Raw genomic sequence first — 21,453 nt, 5'->3', positions numbered from 1 at the left:
TCTGATTCTTCCACCTGGATGGTCAATTTATCTTTTGCTGCCTCTTTCACTAGTTCACTTTTCCCTGTAGATACATTTTTAGATGGTTCAGCACGCAAAGCATTTTTATCAGCATTTTTATCAGCATTTTCATTAACTGTCACAATACCATTACTTTCAGCTGCTATAATATGCTGAGAAGCCAGATCCCAATCCTCTTTATCTGGAAACATGCATATATACTCAAAGCCAGTTTCCAATAATATTTTCTTCCAGTCAGTTGTAGAAAGTAGTGGTGAATCTTTAATTCTTAATTCATCTGTATAATTCCACCATCCTTCAGTCAATCCAAATGTTAATGTAGAAAATACTTTGAAATCCGTTATTTCATTTATTAGAATTACACCAGCATTTTTCATCAGCAATTTAATATTACTTAAGGTGTTAAGCATATCACTTGTTGCATGTAACACATTGGTTGCAACCACAATGTCAAAACTGTCTTCTATAAAATTTTGTTTCAGTGGATTTTTTTCTATATCCAAAACCTGGAACGTAATAAATGGATAATCTTTCGAGTACTTATTCTCACCGTAATTGGTAAAACTTGCAGATATATCACTATATAAGTAATTTATATTTCTTCTATACTCATTTACATTTTTAAATATCCCCAAACTTGTTCCACCAGTTCCTGCTCCGATTTCCAAGATATTTACTTTACAATCTGGCTGCTCGCCTACTCTTTCCGAAATATATTTCTTTATCCATTGTGACACTATATCATTAAAATAATCAATAACGGCATTCCCTTTATAAATGCCTTCAACCAATTCTTTGGAACCGCCTGGAAACATTACGTCCCCATAACTAACTTGTCCTGATAATATGACATCAAATTTATCAGCACAAATTTTCATCAATTTTACATATGAATTGATTTCCGGGTATTTCGATTCAAACTCTTCCTCAAAGTATTCGATTTCAGCCTTTTTTGTTGCCACAAATACATTATTCAAACTGGTGACGTACTCATACACTTCAAGAATTGACAATAATGCATTCAACAGCCTTTTGTATTTAGGAACTACTCTTAGCCTAGTCTCTATTTCATTATAGGAAACACTTGTATGTGCTTTCAAAAATAAGTTGGCTTTCTGAAAATATTTCAATACTAACTGTGCTCCCAGTTTTTCGATTTTTCCAAAGCCTTCTTCTAATCGTAATATTTCCTCATTCACTTCATTTTTTACTAGAATATGATTGATTTTTGATGGAATTTTCTCAGGATATTGTATTAATACTGTATCAACACGAAATCCTACCTCGCGCAGAATATTCTCGGCTGCCTTAAACATAATAACCTGATTGCAGCTGCCTAAAAGAACCTGCTCAATCACTTTCATTCCTTCTTCTATCTGAATTGGAAATAATCCTATTTTCTTTAACTTTTCATTATATTCACTGCTGGAAACTGCTCCTACACTACCCCAATAGCTCCAATTTATTATTTTAACAGTTGTCTTTGTTCTTCTGCCAAACTCCATTGCCAATGCATCCTGGCAGGCACATGCTGCATTATAGTTGGATTGTCCCACATTTCCAATCACGGCATTTGTTGAAGATAATACCAGTAAAAAATCTAGTGATACATTTTTTAACGCTTTCAATAACTCTATTGTTCCATGTACCTTTGGCTTCATTACTGTTCTTAGCTGTTCTTCTGTCATAGAAGAAATTTTCACATCCTGTAAAACCATTGCACCTAATATAACTCCATTTAGCTTCTCATAGTTCTGCAACACGTTTCGCATCATATACTTAACTTCACTTGCAATTGTAATATCCGTCTTAAGATAGGAGGCTTTTCCACCAAGTTCTTGTATTTTTTCTAATTGCAGGCTTCTTTCTTCATTCAGCTCACTTTTACTAACATAAATAATACTTGCACGATAGTTTGCAGCTAAGTAAGTGCCTATTACTTGATTAATCCCTCCCATTCCTACCAGCAGATAGGTTCCTTCATATTGAAACGCTGATTTTCCATCTAACCCATTCTGCCATTGAATTGGGGAAATTTCCTTTTGATACCAACAATGATCACGAATCATAATTTGTTCTGTCATTCCAGTACGTCTCACTATTTTTTTCATTTCTTCCAAAAGAGCCTGTTCATTTGATAATTCAATATCGTATAAGCGAATTTTCAAGTTTGGATTTTCTAGCATTGCTGTTTTACTAAAACTATACATTGCCGCACTGGACGGAATCGTTTCTTCCTCTGCTAAGCAGAAACAATTATTTGTTATGATACATATTTCCATATCCCTGCCTACATTGTGTAACGACTTAATTAATTGATAAAATGCAACGATTCCTCTATTTTGTATCTCTTCAAAATCCTCTAAGTATCCAAATAAATTATATTGAGTAACAATGCCTCCCAAGAATAAAATTTGATCAATTGAATCCTTTTTTATATAATTTTCATAATCTGCTACATCATTTATGTTAACCTCTATGATATCAGCAGCAGATACTATACTGATTATCTGATTCTTTACAGTTTCTGATTCATCACTATATAACACCAGTATCCTTCTGTTTATTCTGCTTTCAGCAATATTTTCCTTTGGATGAATCATACTCCACTTTGGAAGAAACAGATACTGTTCCTCTTGTATCTCGCGAGAAACCAGATTTTTCAGAGTAACCCGCCCATTTCCTTCTTCATCCAGCAGGCAGATTGTGTGAACTCCATCTCGTTCTCTCGTTACATGCACATAGTAACATTCTTCTTTTAAGGCTCCATTTATGATAATCTCTTCTACTGAAAATGGAATCTTTGTTTTCCCTTTACCCTTTTCATTTCCAATCAGACTGGCCATTGCTTGTAATGCACAATCCATAATAACAGGATGTATGAAGTAAAACGGTTGCTCATTCTGTATCTCTTGAGATAATTGAATCTTAGCAAAAACTTCCTCATTGTTTAAATATATTTCTTGTAGTCCTTGAAAATATGGTCCATAGTAAATGTCTGCCTCACACTGGATCCACTGATAGAAATCCTGCTTGCTTATGTACTGCCCACACCTGGCCTTTATTTCGCTAATCTCCTTTGGTTTTTCATTATTCTTTTCATTAATTGGAACAATGAAACCTGAGCCATGTAGTATTTTACTTTCTGCTTCACTTTCTACCTGATAATAATATCCTTCTTCTTTTTGTTCAATTATAATATGTATCTGCTTCTGCTTATCCTGCTCAACAATAAGCTGCTGCAGCCAATACACATTTTGCAGTTTTACATCAGATAATGTTTCAAAGTGGCTTACTCCCTCCAATGCCATTTCTAAATAACTGGTACCAGGCATTACACAATTACCTTTTACAACATGATCCTTTGCAATGAAATCCTGGGCAGTTACTAACTTCTGAAAAGTTACTCCATTTCGTAAACTTTTTGCTAATAATACCTCATCTATTAAAGGCTGTTTTTTTGAATCATGATAGGTATGATTATTATTTTGCATGGAAATCCAATATCTGCTTTTTTCAAATGGATAAGTAGGTAAAGCTATTTTTTCAAGAGGTACTGAGTAAAATTCATTCCAATCTACATTTTCTCCATTTGTCCACCGACTTACTGTACTACTTAATTTGTCATTTGATGAACAATCATCGCTTTGTCCATTTACAGTATAGTTTTCTAATTTATTCTTTAATTCATTTATAGAAGTTACGAGAAAGGCTGCCCGATATTTCATAGCCTCTCTTCCTGTCTGAAGGGTATATGCTATTCTGGATAATAGTTTTTCCTCTCTCTCATTAACTGTTTCTGTTATATAATCTAATAATTGTTTTGCTTTTATCTGCACTCCTTCCTTATATTGTGCAGAAATAATAACTGCATGTTTTTCATTCGTATTGTTATTTTCTTCATATCTATCTGCTGGTATATATTCCTCTACCAGAACATGAGCATTGGTACCGCCGAATCCAAATGCACTTACACCTGCTCTTAACGGAATCTTCTCTCCATCTCTGACTAAATTTTCCCACTCTTTCTTTTCCTTTAGAATATAAAATGGTGTATTCTCCAGTGTTATATACGGATTCATTTTTTGAAAATGAAGATTAGCAGGTATTTGTTTATGTTGAATAGCTAAAATTATTTTTAACAAACCAGCCAATCCAGATGCAGCTTCCAAATGTCCAATGTTTGTTTTTATGGATCCTATACCACAATGGCTGTCATTACTGGATATTCCCCATTCCTCAAATAAATCAGAATATGCCATTGTTAAACCATTAATTTCTATTGGATCTCCTAATGCTGTACCTGTTCCATGTGTCTCAATATATCCAACCGTAGAAGGATCCATTTTTGCTTTATGAAATGCCTTTTTAATCAATTCACATTGTGCAGTTGGATTAGGTGCCGTTAATGAATTTGTTTTTCCGCAATGATTTACTGCGGTACCTTTTATAACAGCATAAATCTGGTCACCATCCTGGATTGCTTTATCAATAGGCTTTAAAAATAATGCAACCGCACCTTCACCTCTAACATATCCATTTGCTTTTTCATCAAAAGCCTTACATCTTCCATCTAAACTAAGCATACTGGATTTGCCTAATGCAATATGAGGAAATGGACTTAATAGCAAATTCACCCCACCTGCAATGGCATACTCACAATTTCCCGAATTAATTGATTCAACCGCCTGATGAACGCTTACTAACCCGCTGGAGCATGCTGTATCCACAATTTCACTTGGTCCGGTAAAGTTATACAAAAACGATATTCTATTCGCAATGATTGAGTTGGATATTCCAGTTAATGTATGTGCTTTTACCTCAGACTCCCGCAGAAGCATTTCCATATAATCCGTACTGGTAGCACCAACAAAAACTCCTATTTCCTTCCCTGACAATGCTTTTGGATTATAGCCTGCATTTTCAATCGCTTCCCATACAACCTGAATCATAATTCTCTGTTGTGGATCCATTAATTCTGCTTCTCTAGGTGAAATATTAAAGAATTCTGCATCAAATTTATCAACATCTGGAATAAAGCCACCCCATTTTGATGTCATCTTATTTGGATCAGCATCTTCTCTTGTGCAATATTTTATCCAGTCCCATCGTTCCTTTGGAATTTCCGTAATCAGGTCTTTCTCATTAATTATATTATTCCAAAATGCAGCTAGATCTTTAGAGCCTGGCAAAACTCCCCCAATTCCAACAATGGCAATCCCATTTTGGCTGGCATCCAAATCCACTTTTCCTTTTGTCACAGTTTGCTTTTCTTTCTCTGGCTCTATTACATCTGCGAATTTTTGTACTAAATAATCAGTAAACTTACTAATTGTCTGGTAGTTGTAAAAATTAGTTGGATTTATTTTTATATTGTAATGAGCATTAATTGTTACACTTAAAGTGGTAAATGAAATAGAATCAAATCCATACTCACCAAGATTTGTATTCACATCAATTAACTCTTCTTTTAACTCCTTTATTTTCGCCACTTCACCAATTAGAAATTGTTGAATTTTAGCTTTCATTGAAATTGTCATGCTTGCTCTTTTTTCCTGTGGTTCTTTCGCCTCTTCCACTTTCTCATCTATTAAACTTTCCCCTGCCAGTTGTTTTCTGTCAACCTTCTGGTTTAAAGTTAACGGATATGATTCTACATACACATATTGTAATGGAACCATATAATCAGGCAGTTCTTCTTTCAGTCGATTAATTAAGATTTCTTTATCAAGCTTTTGTGAATTCTTTTGGGCAATTAAAAATGCTGCCAGCTTTTTGCTATCCTTGTTTCCCTTCAGTACAACAACAGCCTGGCTGATTTCTTCCATTTTCAATAAAGTTTCTTCAATCTCACTTAATTCGATTCGAAATCCATTTATTTTAACTTGAAAATCTGCACGTCCTATATATTGTATTTCTCCGGTTTCCATACGTTTTACCAAATCGCCTGTTTTATAAATAATTTCGTTTGTTCCTGAATGGTACACAAACTTCTTATTTGTTTCTTCTGTATTATTTAAATATCCTTTTGCAACACCTGTTCCACCAATACAAAGTTCTCCTATTTCGCCAGTCGGTACTTCCTTCATCTGTTCATCCATAATATATATTGTTGTATTGCGTATAGGCTGCCCCAGGTGTATAATTCCTTCGGCATCGACTTTACTTACCAGTGACCAGATCGTTGTTTCTGTAGGCCCATACATATTCCATACCTCAAGTCCCCGATCCAATAATTTATTGGCTAATTCTCTTGTCAGCGCTTCTCCGCCACATAATACTTTAATATTTTTTTTATCCTTCCATCCAGCAGCAAGCAGCATCTGCCATGTAGCTGGTGTTGCCTGCAATATAGTAGTCTTTGAATTCTCTAGTTTTTCTAATAGACGAATTCCATCTTTGGCAATAGCATCGCTTAAAATTTCTACTGTTCCACCTGCAATTAGCATAAGGTACATTTCCAGACCTGCAATATCAAAGCAAATGGTTGTTAATGCAAGTATATAATCTGTATTGTTACAACCAGGACACTCTGCCATTGATATTAGAAAATTAGCAAGTGCACCATGTGATATCATGATTCCTTTTGGATTTCCAGTTGAACCCGAAGTAAATAGAATATATGCCAGATCATCTGGCTCAATTTCTTCCCACTTGTCCTCCATTTGGTTTTTCAGCTGTTGTATATCCGGCCATACCTTTTCCAGACAAATAGTAACAGGTATATTTAACTCAGTTACCATTTCTTCCTCTTGGTCTGTAATGATATATTGTAAATCTGTCTGCTTGAACATATACCCTAACCTGTCTTTCGGATACTTAGGATCAAATGGAATGTATACTCCTCCTGCCATTTGTACAGCTATTAAAGCGATTATTAAATTCATAGAACGATCTAATAAAATTCCAACATAGGATCCCTTAGACACATTCTGCGTTTTCAAATACTCTGATAATTTTTTGGCAGAATCGTATAACTGTTCATATGTCATTCTGTCTTTTTCAAAAACAACTGCTTCTGCCTTTGGGGTTCTTCTTACCTGCTCATAAAACAGCTGTACAAAAGAATTCATACCTGGTGCTTTTGTTCTTTTTCCTATATGCATGTCAATTGTATCATTTACATGGTTTGTCATGGCACACAATATATTGATATATTCCTGCATCATTTTGTTTATAAACAATTCATCAAAAATATTTTTGTTATACTTAAATCGAATAATAATTTCATCAACATTTTTTGTTAATACTTCTAGTGCTAAGTCATATTCTCCTAATTGGTGAATATCGTTTATCTGGTGTTGGCAAAAGTCCTTTTCCTCATTTACATTCCAGCTGTTATAATAAAATGCTCCCTGGAAAAGCTGTGGTATAATTTTTCTACTTTCTTTTCCAATAGCACGAATTAAATCATAATATGGATATTTGCTATGTTCCAGCCCATTCAATACAACATTATGTACTGCTAGAAGCAACTCCTTAAATGTGCTATTTTCGTTTATATTCTGTCTTAACACTATCATATTAATGTAATATCCAATGGATTCTTCAAACTCCAAAGTTCTTGTAGTAATTGGAGTTCCAATTCTAATATCTTTTTCATCTCCATACTTTGACAACAATAGCATATAAGCAGTTAGCATTTTTGTAAATGCTGAAACAGGCTTTCCTACATTTAAGTAATTTATTTGACGACATACTATTGTATCTAGTTCAAACATACAACATGCACCGTCATTTTCATATTCGCCAGACTCTAATTGTTTTCCTGCTATTGTCAATTGTTTTGACTCATGGGACAGCTGCTTTATCCAGTATTCTTTATCTTTTTTTGCATTTTCACCTAACAAATATTCTTTTTCCTTCTGGACAAATGAAAGATAACTGTTATCCACACTGTTATCATCTAGCTGTTCATTTGTTTTTAATAACAAATAGCATTCTTTTAATTCCCTATAAAATATTTCAGCTGAAATTCCATCGAATACAATATGATGAAAACATAAAAATAATACTTTTTCCCCTTTTTTTTGTTCAAAAACAATAACACGAAACAACGGGCCTTCTTCCAAAACAAAATATTTTTTATTCTCCTCAATGATTCTTTTATTTATATTCTCATTTTCATCTAAAGAAATGTATTCCATATAACCTTCTGCCTGTTCTCTGATTTCACGGTGTACACCTGTTTCATCACTCACAAAAACAGAACGTAATATCTCATGTTTTTGAACTAAATATTTCACTGCGCGTTCCAAAATATTTCTATCAACATCACGATTCAAGCAAAATGCCCCTGGTGTATTGTAAGCATAGCTTTGGGGAAACATTAAATACGATGTATAAATTCCTTTTTGCCCTTCTGACAAATCATATTGATTATTTGTGTTGATTGTATCGTTATTCCGAATCAGCTTTAGCGCCTCGTCCCGGCTAATGTCTTTATTCAAAAATTGTTTATATATATGCTTATTTAGCAAGTTTATCCCCCTTCCTTAGTTTCATAAGAATTTCGTTTCTAAGCATAACTGCATCTTCTATTTTCATTTCATTCTCTTCGATCATAGAAAGAATAAAATTATCTAAATAATAAATTGCATCATGCTCTTCTATACTTTCCTTCTGTTTATTTTCTCCAAGAGAAAGTGTTGTGTCTATAATTAATTGACTAAGCTGGTAAATACAATAATGTTCAAAAAGCATGCTGATTGTGATTGCACTATTATATTTTGTATTTATGTAATCCAGCAGCTTCATTCCGATAATTGAATCCATACCGTACTGTTCAAACGATTTATGTACATCTAACCTTTCCATTGGTACGTCTAGTAATGAAGCAGTTATTTTCATTAAGTCATGCAGGCTGTCTTCTGAATCCTCTTTCTCAGGTACAACTTGGCTGTCCTCAATTATAGTTTCACTATCTGACTCAAAATGACTATTCTGAGTTTCGATCCAGTACGTCTGGTTTTCAAATGGATAGTGTGGTATAGAAATTAATTTTCCACCTTTGTAAAGGTCATCTGGCAATAGACCAGTTCCCCTCACCCAGTGCTCTGCTATTTCATTTAAATCACCAGTACAGTAATCCTTCTGCAATTTTTTATCTGCTGTGCCAACAAAAACATTATCGTTTTTGCTGCTGCCTGATAAGAGTTCTTTCATCCTTTGAATTAACTCGTGATAATCATTTGAAATAATAGCTGCCCTTTCATCCATAGGTTCTCTTCTACTTAGTGTATAAGCAAAATCAATTAAATCTATCTTATCTGTTGTTTCCAGAAAGGCCACCAATTGCTTCAACATTGCCTGAAGACTTTCCTTTGTTAAGGCCGAAATTGGAATCACAATTTTACCTAGCTTTGTTTCACGTACTTTTCTTGACAAAGCCTTATTGTATTCTTCTACCATTACGCACACATTTGTTCCACCTGCACCCACTGCATTAATCATAGCATGCAAAGTATCCTGTCCCGGCTCGTTCCATTCGCGATATTTCATGTTCAAGGAAAACGGCGTTCCTTCTAGATGAATGTCTGGATTTAATTCTTCCACATTTATTGTTGGAACAAGCATTCTATGGTATAGCTGCAAGGCAACCTTTATAAGTTGGGATACCCCGGATGCTGCTTCTAAATGACCAATATTTGACTTCACTGTTCCAATTACACATTTACTTTCATTTACCTTCAACATTTGGAATGCTTCAATTAGTCCGTTTATTTCTATTGCATCTCCAACAATAGTTCCATTTGCTGCTGCTTCATAATAAGATACTTCCGCAGGTTTTACGTTAGTTTTATGAAAAACTTCCTTAATTAAATCTCTTTGTGCTTCCTTAGATGGCAGCTTATATGCCTTGCTTTTACCAATATGATTTAATACACATCCATTTATCAAGCAATATACCCTATCATTTTCTTTCAATGCCATATTCATTTTATTTAAAATGATTGCACCTACTCCTTCTCCAGGAAGATACCCATCTCCATTGCTAAAGCTCATGCTCTTTGGCTTGCTGCCCAGCATATGATTTAGTGATAGTCCCTCATATTTGCTATTGTGAAGATTTAAATTTACTCCTCCCACAATTGCCAAATCACATTCTCCATTATTTATACTGTTAATTGCCAGATGGAGGGCTGTAGTTGATGATGTACAAGCCGTATCCACTGCAAGGCTAGGTCCATTCAAATCAAGAAAATGGGATATTCTATTTGCAATTGACCAATATGAACTTCCTGAAAGTAATGCCTGATCCGTCTTATTATTTGCCATCAATGGATAATGCTCATACATGGCACCAATAAATACACCTGTTCGTTTTCCCTTACGTTTTAATTCTAATAATTTTTCTTTTGAATAACCTGCGTCTTCCAATGCAAACCAGACAATTTCCAACATCAGCCTTTCTTGAGGATCCATGTAAGGCGCCTGCTTAGGAGAAATATTGAAAAATAGTGGATCAAACTGGCCGACTCCTTCAATAAATCCACCATAATAATTTGTATTTTCCAACTTATCAATACAATTTCTTCCTTGTTTCAGATTACTCCAAAACTCCTCTACTGTATTTGCCTTAGGAAACTTGCAGCTCATTCCTACTACTGCAATTTTATCTTGTCCTCGTTCTTGTTCTTGTCCTCGTTCTTGTTCTTGTTCTTCCTTTACAGACTCTTTTACTTTTATCATTTCAATCTGATTTTCTGTCAAAAACCGCACAATCTCAGATACAGTTGTACACTTTAAAAATGCATTTTGTGTAGGTTGTCCTATTTTCTTACTTAATTTATTTTCTAATTCCATAAGCATTACGGAATCAATACCAAATCGTTCAAACTCTTGGTCATTACCTATTCGATTAATTGGTACCTTCGTAACAGATGTTATTATCTCTTTAATCCAGTGAGTTAACGTATCTTCTCCTACAGCTTCTTTTAACTGCAAAGTTGTTGTTTCACTATGCATCTCGTCCATAGAAAGGTGTTTTCCAATCTTTTCTTTATCACCTACTGCTACAATCACGTTTTCTGCACTATATTCCATGATTTTAGTAAATGCCAAAATACCTTCCTCTTCTGATAACACATCTAGGCCGCTCTGCTCTTTCATTACTTGTAATGAGCTCTCTGGAATCTGCATTCCAGTTCCATTCCATAATGGCCAGTTAATTGAAATAGTATGATTGCTTTTCGTCCTTTTATTTCTTTCTTTTATAAATTCATCCATAAAACCATTTGCAAAAGCATAATCTGCCTGTCCAACATTTCCAACAATAGCTGCCATCGAAGAAAAAATAATAAATGCTTTAATTGGATGATTTCTTGTAAGTTCGTCTAAATTAAGCAAACCATTGATTTTTGGATTTAATACTGTTGCCAAATCTATATTGGTTTTCTTTTGAATTAGGTTATCTCTAATGCTTCCTGCACAATGAATAATTCTTGTAATTGCAGCATATTGCATTTCAATGTCCTGTATTAATTTTTGAACTTCATCCCTTTTACTAATGTCCGCTCTTCGATAAACTACATTGCTCCCCACATAGTCCAGAATTTCCCGTTCCTTTTCTTTTGAAATATGACTTCTTCCTACTAAAACTATTGTTCCTTCAAAATTAGAGGAAATCCATTTTGCAAAAAGTAGTCCTAATGCGCCTGCACCGCCAGTAATAATTGTGACGCCCTTTTCCTTCCAGTCCAGACTACGTGGAAGAGAGGAATTTAAAACACATTCTGCAAATGTCTTCTTATACCGGACCTCATTTCTATAGATAATTTCTTCTAAACCATCCTTAACTGTATTTATTTCTTTCCATAGAAGTTCCGGCATTTTTCTTATTTTATAAATTTCTTCTTCAAAGGATACCATTCTAATTTTTGTACACGCAATTTCGTATTGAATTGATTTCCAAAAACCAGCGGCTGCATTTCGATATACATTACCATATACTCCTGAAAAAACAAAGAGCATTTCTACAGTCTTTCCCAAGACTCCTTCCGCTACAGACTGTGCTAAAACAAGCATTTCCTTTGATAGCCTATGTATATTTTCAATATTTTTATCCGCATTATCTAGCTCGTTTGCGTTTTTCACAAATATTATTTTAGTAATTTTACTATTCATTAGTTTAAGATCAATAGACACATTCATATAGTCTTCTTTTAAAAGTGTATTAATATGATAGTAATCTTTCTCTCTTTCATACCTGTCACTTACTATAAGCTTTCTGCTGCAATCGTTATCACAAATCAGACTAAGCTGCTCTGTAGTTTCATGATCGCCAATGATTAAATAAAATTCTTCTGCTTCATGTTGGCTTTTCTCTGCATTCAGTTCAATCCACTTTTCTTTATAAAATAAAATGTCTCTTGTGGCTTGCAATTCACGATTGGTATTTTTTTTCTTTACTACAAAATCATCTATTGTATATATTAAATTACCATCTAGATCAGCAACCACTATTTTTGTCTTTTCTCCATCTCTTTGCATATAGGTCACAAATTTTTCTGGAATCTTGTCATATACTCTAACGTTCTCAATTTTATAAGGAAGCCCTAAAACTGCATTTTCACTTAAAATGGAAAATCCAATTTCTGCTTGGAAAGCTCCATCTAAGGAAGTTGGTGGATATACATAATTTTGTTGTTCCTGATACAACGTTGCTGTATGAAATGCAATTATCTCCGACTTACCTATATAAATTTTATCTATTGTCTGATAAGTCGTTCCGTATTCCAATCCATTACACTCAAAAAAGCTATAACATTTTTCTTTTGTAACCAACTCATTACAACGATTTGTAATTGAATCTATTTCCAACTTACTCTGTATTCCATTCACAGTTTCTGTTTCATAAGAACCTTTTGCACATACTTGTCCTGTTTCATGCGTTAAAACAACAAAGTTAAGTTCTTTGCCTTGTTGTTCTAGTTGAACATAAACAGAAGTTTCTTCCTCATTGAGCACAATGGAATTTACCCAGAACAACTCCTTTATCAAGTATCTATTCTGATTATAGCCGTAAAAACCAACTGCTTCTCTTATCATTTCCACGATCAAGGAGCCTGGTAAAATAATTTTTCCATTAATATAATGATCCTTTACCAGTTTATGATTTTTAGAAAAATGCTTAACGAAGACAGGCTTAACCGCCATCGATTGATTCTTGTTCTGAAGGGTTTCTATCCAATAGCTCTCCTTAGCAAAAGGATATGTTGGCAGTGAAATTTTTCTTATTTTCTTATCTTTATAAAACTCTTCCCACGGTATTTCCATTCCTGATGCCCAGAAGCTTGCAATTTCTCTTATTTTTCCATGCTTAAACCATTTCGGGAGTAAATCATCCCACGATTCGTCTGGAACCATTTCAACAACATTTGCATATACATTGGGATTTTCCTGCTGTGTTAGGAATGAATCCATACCACATAGTAATTCACCAAAATTCCTTGCAACAATTGCAAATCTTTCGTTCATAGCCTCTCTTCCAACTTGAAGCGTATATGCTATCCGTTCTAATAACATTTCTGCATCTACAGATTCGCCATAATCACCACACATCTCTTGTTCAGATGAATTCAAGAGCTTCCATAATTGATTCATAGTCATCTTCAAGGAAATGCTATTGCTATCAACCGTTAAATTAAATTTTTCCGTAATTTTTTTAAGGAAAACCTGCAAATCATAATAAGACAAAAAGAAACATTCTAATTCATCATCATCGCTAAGTTTCTCATGTCCGATATTTAAAGTTTCTGCAATTTGAACTACTAGTTCTTCCCTGCTAATAAAAGCTTCCTTCGTTTTCCTATTTTTATTATAACTACACCCATGGAAATACATCTGATATTTTATTGCTAACTCTCTTAAGCTTTCCTTTGTTTTTGCAGAAAAAACAAAAATATATGGCTCTTTTCTGGAATTTGAAAATTTCTCGTCTTGTTCCTCATATTCTTCAAGCAACATAAATCCATTTGTTCCACCTGCTCCAAAACTGCTGATTCCTGCTCTTCTTGCTGACACTTCATTATTTCCGCTGATTTTATCCCAATTTTGCAGCTTACGCTGCACAACAACAGGTGAATCTGAAAAGTCAATATTTTGATTTAATCTATCTGCATGAATGGATGGCACAAGTGTTTTATATTTCATTTGTAGTAAAACCTTTGTAAGAGCAGCTATACCTGCCGCTGACTCCAAGTGCCCAATATTGGATTTAACCGAACCAATTGAACAAAACTGCTTTTTATCTGTAAAACTGCCAAATGCCTTTCTAATTCCATCAATTTCAATTGGATCTCCTAATGCTGTTCCAGTTCCATGAGCTTCCATATATCCGACTGTTTCCGGTGAAATACCTGCCCTGCTGAAAGAATCACAAATCAATTTGCTTTGAGCCACCGGACTTGGAACTGTATATCCATTTGTTTTACCACCGTGATTAATATGAACATCCAGTAAAACACCATAAATATGATCTCCATCCCGGATTGCCTTCTCTAATGGTTTTAGCAGTACAGCTCCTGCACCTTCACCAGGTACATATCCGTCTCCACCAGCACCAAAGCTTCTGCATCTCCCATCTGTAGATGCAAAATGCCCTTGACAGATAAGATGGTATTTATTCGGGTGTACCATCAGGTTTACTCCACCAGCGATTGCATAATCGATGTCACCATTTCGCAAGCTTTCAAATGCCGTTTTTATAGCCGCAACAGAAGAAGAACACATTGTATCAATTGCCATACTTGGACCTTTAAAATCAAAGACATAGGATACCCTATTGGCTACTGAAGCATAACTTGATGTAGGCTTTTCTAATACAGCTTTGTCAACACCATATAATTGATATTGCCCCCACATAACTCCGACATAAACTCCAACTGTACTATCTTTCAGTTTTTCTTTGGTATACCCTGCATCCTCTATAGTTTCCCATGCAGTTTCCAAAAAGATTCTTTCTTGAGGATCTATTAATTCCGATTCTTTTGGAGACATATTAAAGAACAAAGGATCAAATTTGTCAACATCGTTTACAAAACCTCCCCATTTTGTATATACCTTTCCTTTCTGTTCTTTATCGGGATTAAAGTATTGGTGATAATCCCATCGTTCTAATGGAATTTCTGTAATACAGTCTTTTCCGTTTGTAAGATTTCTCCAAAATTCTTCCAGGCTGTCTGCCATCGGGTACCTGCCAGCTAATCCGACAATTGCTATTTTTCCTTTTTCAGGAATATCCTTTTTATCGGTCACAATATCTTTCCGATCCATACTCTTTTTTTCTTCCTGTACTACTTCTATTACTCTTTCGGAAGGTAGTTCTCTACTTAGCTCATTATAAAAATTCTCAATAAAATACGCTGCTAAATCATTTAAGTTTAAATATTCAAAAAATAATGTTTTTGATAATCTTCCAAATCTCTTCTCTAAACAATCAATAATATCCATGATTACAAGAGAATTCATTCCAAATTGTTCAAAATGCGTACTTCTATCTATCTTTTTAATTCCTGTTACCTTTCGAATAACTTCACTTAAGTAATCTATTGTATAGTTCTCTACTGACTGTTTGGACACATTATTTTCCTGCTTCTTCTCAACTGGTTTACATTGATTACATCCCATAACATATTTAATAATTTTATCTTTATCTCCTGCTAGTACAATCAGATTGGCTTGTTTTTTGCTAAGAACTGTCTCAAGTGCTTTAATCCCTTGTATGTCAGACATTGCTGTCATACCCTTTTCCGTCTGCATTCTTTCAAGAACAGAATGAGGTATTTTCATTCCACCATTGAGCCAAAGTGGCCAATTAATTGATACTGATTTTCCATAGCGGATTCCTTCCTTTACTTTCTTCTGTCTGATTTGCACAAATTCATCAAGAAAACCATTTCCATATGCATAATCGCATTGCCCAACGTTTCCAAATACAGAGGTAATGGAAGAAAAAACACAAAAGAATTGAAGCTTATCCCCGGCTGTTGCCCGATCTAAATGGAGGGTTCCTTGTACTTTTACCTTTACAACCTCTCTATATTCATCCAGCGATTTAGTTATTAACAGATTATCTTTAATGATCCCTGCACAATTAATAATTCCATCAATTGTACCATAAGCCTCTCTAATGTCTGCAAGACAATCTTTCATCTGTTCATAATTGGAAATATCGGCAACAAAGTAATCAATCTTATTAGAATCCTCTTTGATACAGTTAAGCAGCTTTTGTTTTTCCTCATTTAATACCGAACGTCCTAACAAAATTACTCTTGCTTCTGGACTTTCTAATATTTTCTTTGCAACTATAATTCCGATTCCACCCATTCCGCCTGCAATCACATAATTTCCTTTATACCGATATGCATTTTCTTCTATATACGGAACCTCTACTAACTGCTTAATTTCCCGATGATTGTCTAGGTATCGAACGTGAGTATGTTCAGCATTCTGAAAAAACTCACACCAAAGTTGGCGTATATTGTCGTTCATATCCCCATAATCGCACAATTCAATTCCTTTATACTGGAACTGTGGTTTCTCCAGGTTTATAGTTTTTATTAGCCCATGCGTACCTGCATAGATAGGATAATCTTCATCAATAGTTCCTGGAAATGCAAAGATTAATTTGATTTTGCTATCCTGTGATAATTGTAAAAATGCTTTTGTTAATTTAACAATAGACAAATTTCCATTTTCCTGTTTTTCGTCTAGGGTATCTGCCTTTTCAAATGAGAATAAATGCAAAATATGAAATAGCTTTTTTGTTCCCCCAGAGATACTAGAAACTAATTTATGATAATCTTGTTCATCCCTCCCAATCTGGTACACGAAATCACTTAATTTTTCAAAACAACTTCCCATCTTTATTTGTACGATTCTCTTACCTGGTAGTTTATCCTTAACTATCTCATGGTTTGTAAAAATCATTATTTCTTCTAATTCTTCTTGTAAATTTTCAATTCCTGATACACTAGAATCCACCCAATTCTGTTGTAAGAACACAGTATCCGGACTATGTTGACCCATTTTTACAGCTGCAACAGTAAATCCTGTCACCTCAGCAATGTACTCCCCTTGCATATTAACTATTTGAATATCTGCTTTCACTATCTTGCTATTTTCGTTTAATTTATGTAACTGAATATAAGCCATACATTTCTGCTGAAATTTTTGATAAACCTTGAAGCACTCCATTGAATATGGCATATATAAGACTGTATCGCATTCTACTATTTTTGATGCAATAATAGAATGAAAAGCACCGTCTAATATCTGTGGTACTATCAGGTTTTTATCCCCTCTATCATTGAAAGACACCAACACAGATAAACATTCATTTTCGTTATAATGTATTTCTTGTACCACTCTATACGTGTCTAAATAATCAATTTTGCTGTTCTGATAATATTGATATAATGCATTTCCAGAAATTTTATTGCTGCACTTATTCATTATTAAGTCAGTCTTTAACTTTTCATGTACTAACAGGTTATCTGATTGAATTAACTGTCCTTCACAAATACATGCATTATCATCTGCACTATATAGTTCAAAATCTAACTTCATTTGATTCTTCTTAAACGTAATATACGCAGAAACACTTTTGTTTTCCAACACAAGTGGTTTTTTCCAATAAACCTCTTCAAATTGAGAATACGATTCCTTATAACAGGTTGTTGCAGTTGAACTTATTTTTTCCAACAATACTGCTCCTGCTATTACATTTTCTCCATTAATCAGGTGGTCTGAAACAAGACTGTCCTCCTTCGTAAATACAATATATTTTTTAATTGTATTTAGACTTTTTTCTTCTATTTCCTCAACCCAATAATTTTCATATTCAAATGGATAGGTTGGCATAGAAATAACGTGTGCCTGATTGTCTTTATTTAATTCTAACCAATCAATTTCCTCACCTGAAATGTAACGTTCTGCCAAGGCAAATAATTCTGTCTGTGTTTTTGCTGTTTCCATTCCTAATATAGGAGGTGAAAGTTCTTCTTTAAGAAAACCAATCAGTTCTTCCAAATCTTTTACAAGAAATGCATTTCTATATTGAAAATGACTTCTTCCCTTCTGTAAGGTAAAAGCAATTTCGTTCATCGGATATTTATTGTAATTTTTATTTATCCATTCTAATAGTTCTGCTTTCTTTTTCAGTAACGCCGTTTCACTCTTAGCAGAAACTGGAATAAGATAATACCGATTTTCTTTCTCTGCTTCTTGTTGACTTATTTTATTATTCGCTGAATATTCTTTTATTACCATATGTACATTAGTTCCACTAAAACCAAACGAATTAATTCCTGCAACCTTTGGTGATGTCCATTCCATTTGTTCTTTATTAAACAGAAATGACATTTTATCTAAATCAATATGCTGATTTAGTTTTTCAAGTTTAGGAATTCCAGGGAGTTTTTCATTTTTCATTGCTAATAAAATTTTAATCACTCCTGATATCCCTGAACAGGCAACCGTATGCCCAATGTTGCTCTTTACCGTTCCCAGTACTATTTTGTTATGATATTCACTAAAGACATTTGCAATGGATTGTACTTCAATTGGATCTCCCAGTTTTGTTCCTGTTCCATGGCATTCTATGTATGAAATCGTCTGCGGGTCAATATTATATTCTTGATAGGTAGATTTCATTAATTCTTCTTGTGATTCTCCACTTGGTGCCGTAATCCCATTTGTTTTTCCATCTTGATTCATTCCAGAACCAGCAATTACGCCATATATTCTATCTTTATCTTTTACTGCGTTTGAAAGTTTCTTTAAAACAACAACTGCTACCCCTTCACTTATTACCGTTCCGTTTGCTTCGTTGTCAAATACTTTCAATTCTCCACTTGGAGATAAAATCCCCATTTTGGTAGACTGAATAAATAGATAAGGGGAAGACATCGTGTTAACGCCACATGCTAGTGCCATTTCACATTCTCCGTTTTGTATGCTTTTACATGCTAAATGCATAGCTGCTAATGAGGAGGAACACGCTGTATCCACTGTTACTGCTGCACCCTTTAAGTTTAAAAAGTAAGATAATCTTGCTGCTAAAATAGCAGAATCACACCCCATAGAGACAAAGCTATCCACACTCACATTGTTTTTTTCAATTACCTCTCTATAATCACCCTGTCGTGCACCTACAAAAATACTTACCTTTTTCCCATATAACTCTTTATCCGAGCACCCTGCATCCTCCAATGCCTTCCAACACTCTTCCATGCATAACCGCTGCTGGGGATCCATTAATTCACATTCACGAGGCAAAATCTGAAAAAATTCAGGATCAAATAAATCAATTTGTTTTAAGAATCCTCCCCATTTACTGATGGATTTTCCCTCTGCTTTTATATCTTCATCAAAATATTTCTCTGCATCCCATCTTGTGTCTGGCACCTTGCTGATAGAAACGATTCCTTGAAGCATGTTCTCCCACAATTCATCAACATTTTCTGCACCAGGAAATCTGCCTGACATGCCAATAATTGCAACCTCTTTATGGGCGTTACCGTACTCATCCGTATTTTTCTTTTTTTCAGGATTAACTCTCTCATTTTTCAGCTTATTTGCAATATGGTCTGCCATTGCTTCAATAGAAGCATGATCAAACAATTCACTTAATGCGATATGTATATGATAAAGATTATTTATTCTATTTAAGAAATCAACCAGTGTAAGTGAATCAAATCCGATATTTTTAAAAGTCTCTGTACTGATGAGTTCTGTACTATTTCTTCCTAACACATCAGCCGCTATCTTTGTAAGATTGTATAACAAATCATCCGTACTACTTAATTTTTCCTTCTCCAGCTTTATTTGATTACTCATTTCCTCTAAATCTACTCTTTTGATTTTTCCATTAGGAGTGTGTGGTAATGCATTTAGTTGAACAATTTGCGATGGTACCATGTATTCTGGAAGATACGTTTTTATCCATTCTTTTAATTCATTATCCGCTATATAGGAATCCTCTTTGAGCACCACATATGCAATTAAAACCTTAACTCCCTCCTGTATTTCTTTTGCAACTACACAACATTCACTGATATATTCACATTGATTGATTGCACTTTCAACAGCAGTAAGTTCTATTCGTATTCCTCTGATTTTAACCTGATGATCTGAACGGCCAATAATTCGTATCCCACCTTCTTTGGTGTAAATTGCTAAATCTCCTGTTTTATACAGCCTTTCCTTTTTCCTTTTATTTAAGGAAATCACAACAAATTTGTCCCTATTTTCCTGGGGCAGATTTACATAACCTGTTGCAAGTGATACTCCCCCAATAAATAGAATGCCTGGCTCTCCTTCTTGGCATATATGTAACTCTGAATTTAAAATATAAGCGTTAATATTGGAAATAACTTTAAAGTCAGGGAGTTTTTCTTCTTCATCAGAATAATTTAAGTTGTCCAGATATAAAACTCCATTCATCTCTGTTGAGCCATAGTCATTTAACAGAATTCTATTTGGCAGCATTACATTGAACATTTTATATAATTCATAAGTTAACGGTTCTCCACAAGTGGTGCAAAATCTTAATGAAGCAAGTTTTTCTACCCCATTGGGCATTTCCATTAGTCTTTTTAATAACGATGGTACAAATAATATTACGGTCACTTTTTGCTTTTCAATTGCATCTGCTAGTTGATATGCATCCTTTACAACCCCATCAGCAAAAATCACCGTTGGAATTCCACGTAGCAATCCACCTAGAAATTCCCACATAGAGGGCATAAAGTTTACATTTGTTCTCTGACTAAAGATATCTCCTTCTCGGAAAGGATAGTGGCTCCAAACCCAGTTGAACCGATTAATCAGTTGTATTTGTCTATGCTTCACTCCTTTGGGATGGCCAGTCGTTCCTGATGTATACATAATAAACGAAATTTTTTCCGGACTACTTTTATCTGTATGCTGATATTGTATTTCTTGATTCATTACAATTTGCTCCAAATCAATAAAATCAATATTTTTTACCAAAACATTTTTTTCTTGAAAAACAGATGCATATTGAACCTGTGTTAAAACCAAATTAATGTCTGCATCTTTTATTATGTAATCGATATATTCTGTTGGAAAAGCCATATCAATTGGCACATATATATTGCCTGTTTTCCAGACTGCTAATAATGCTAATAATGTGTATGGCGATCTTTCCACATAAACTCCGATATAGTTAGACACACCTGACAATGTGCTATAAATTATCTCTGCAACTTGATCTACCAGATAATCTACTTGTTTATACGTGAGTACTATTTCTTTATCTCCTGTTTCATATATTACTGCAACAGAATCTGGCTGTTTTTGTACCTTCTGCTGAAACATCTGGTACAAGGATTGTTTAAAGTTATACTCTGTCTTATCCTTAATCGTTCTATTGCAAATAATTTTTTTTTTATTCTTGCCCGACAT

General features: G+C 34.3%; 2 protein-coding genes (1 of these 2 running past the window's edge). Both read right to left on the bottom strand.

Annotated features, from left to right (window positions below; all coding sequences use genetic code 11):
* A protein-coding gene (locus tag BM305_RS15010; RefSeq protein WP_092562545.1) for a non-ribosomal peptide synthetase crosses the window boundary here: on the bottom strand, positions 1–8,501 show its beginning. The gene continues 13,297 nt to the left of window position 1, outside the view; 8,501 of the gene's 21,798 nt are visible here — the first part of the coding sequence; its start codon is at positions 8,499–8,501; its stop codon lies off the left edge, out of view.
* On the bottom strand, positions 8,491–21,453 hold the full coding sequence (locus BM305_RS15005; protein ID WP_092562542.1) for an SDR family NAD(P)-dependent oxidoreductase: 12,963 nt from the start codon (positions 21,451–21,453) through the stop codon (positions 8,491–8,493). The genes BM305_RS15010 and BM305_RS15005 overlap by 11 nt, the downstream gene beginning before the upstream one ends.

This window comes from Anaeromicropila populeti (assembly GCF_900112775.1).
Lineage (GTDB): Bacteria > Bacillota > Clostridia > Lachnospirales > Lachnospiraceae > Anaeromicropila_A > Anaeromicropila_A populeti.
This window is presented reverse-complemented; position numbering and strand designations above follow the sequence as displayed.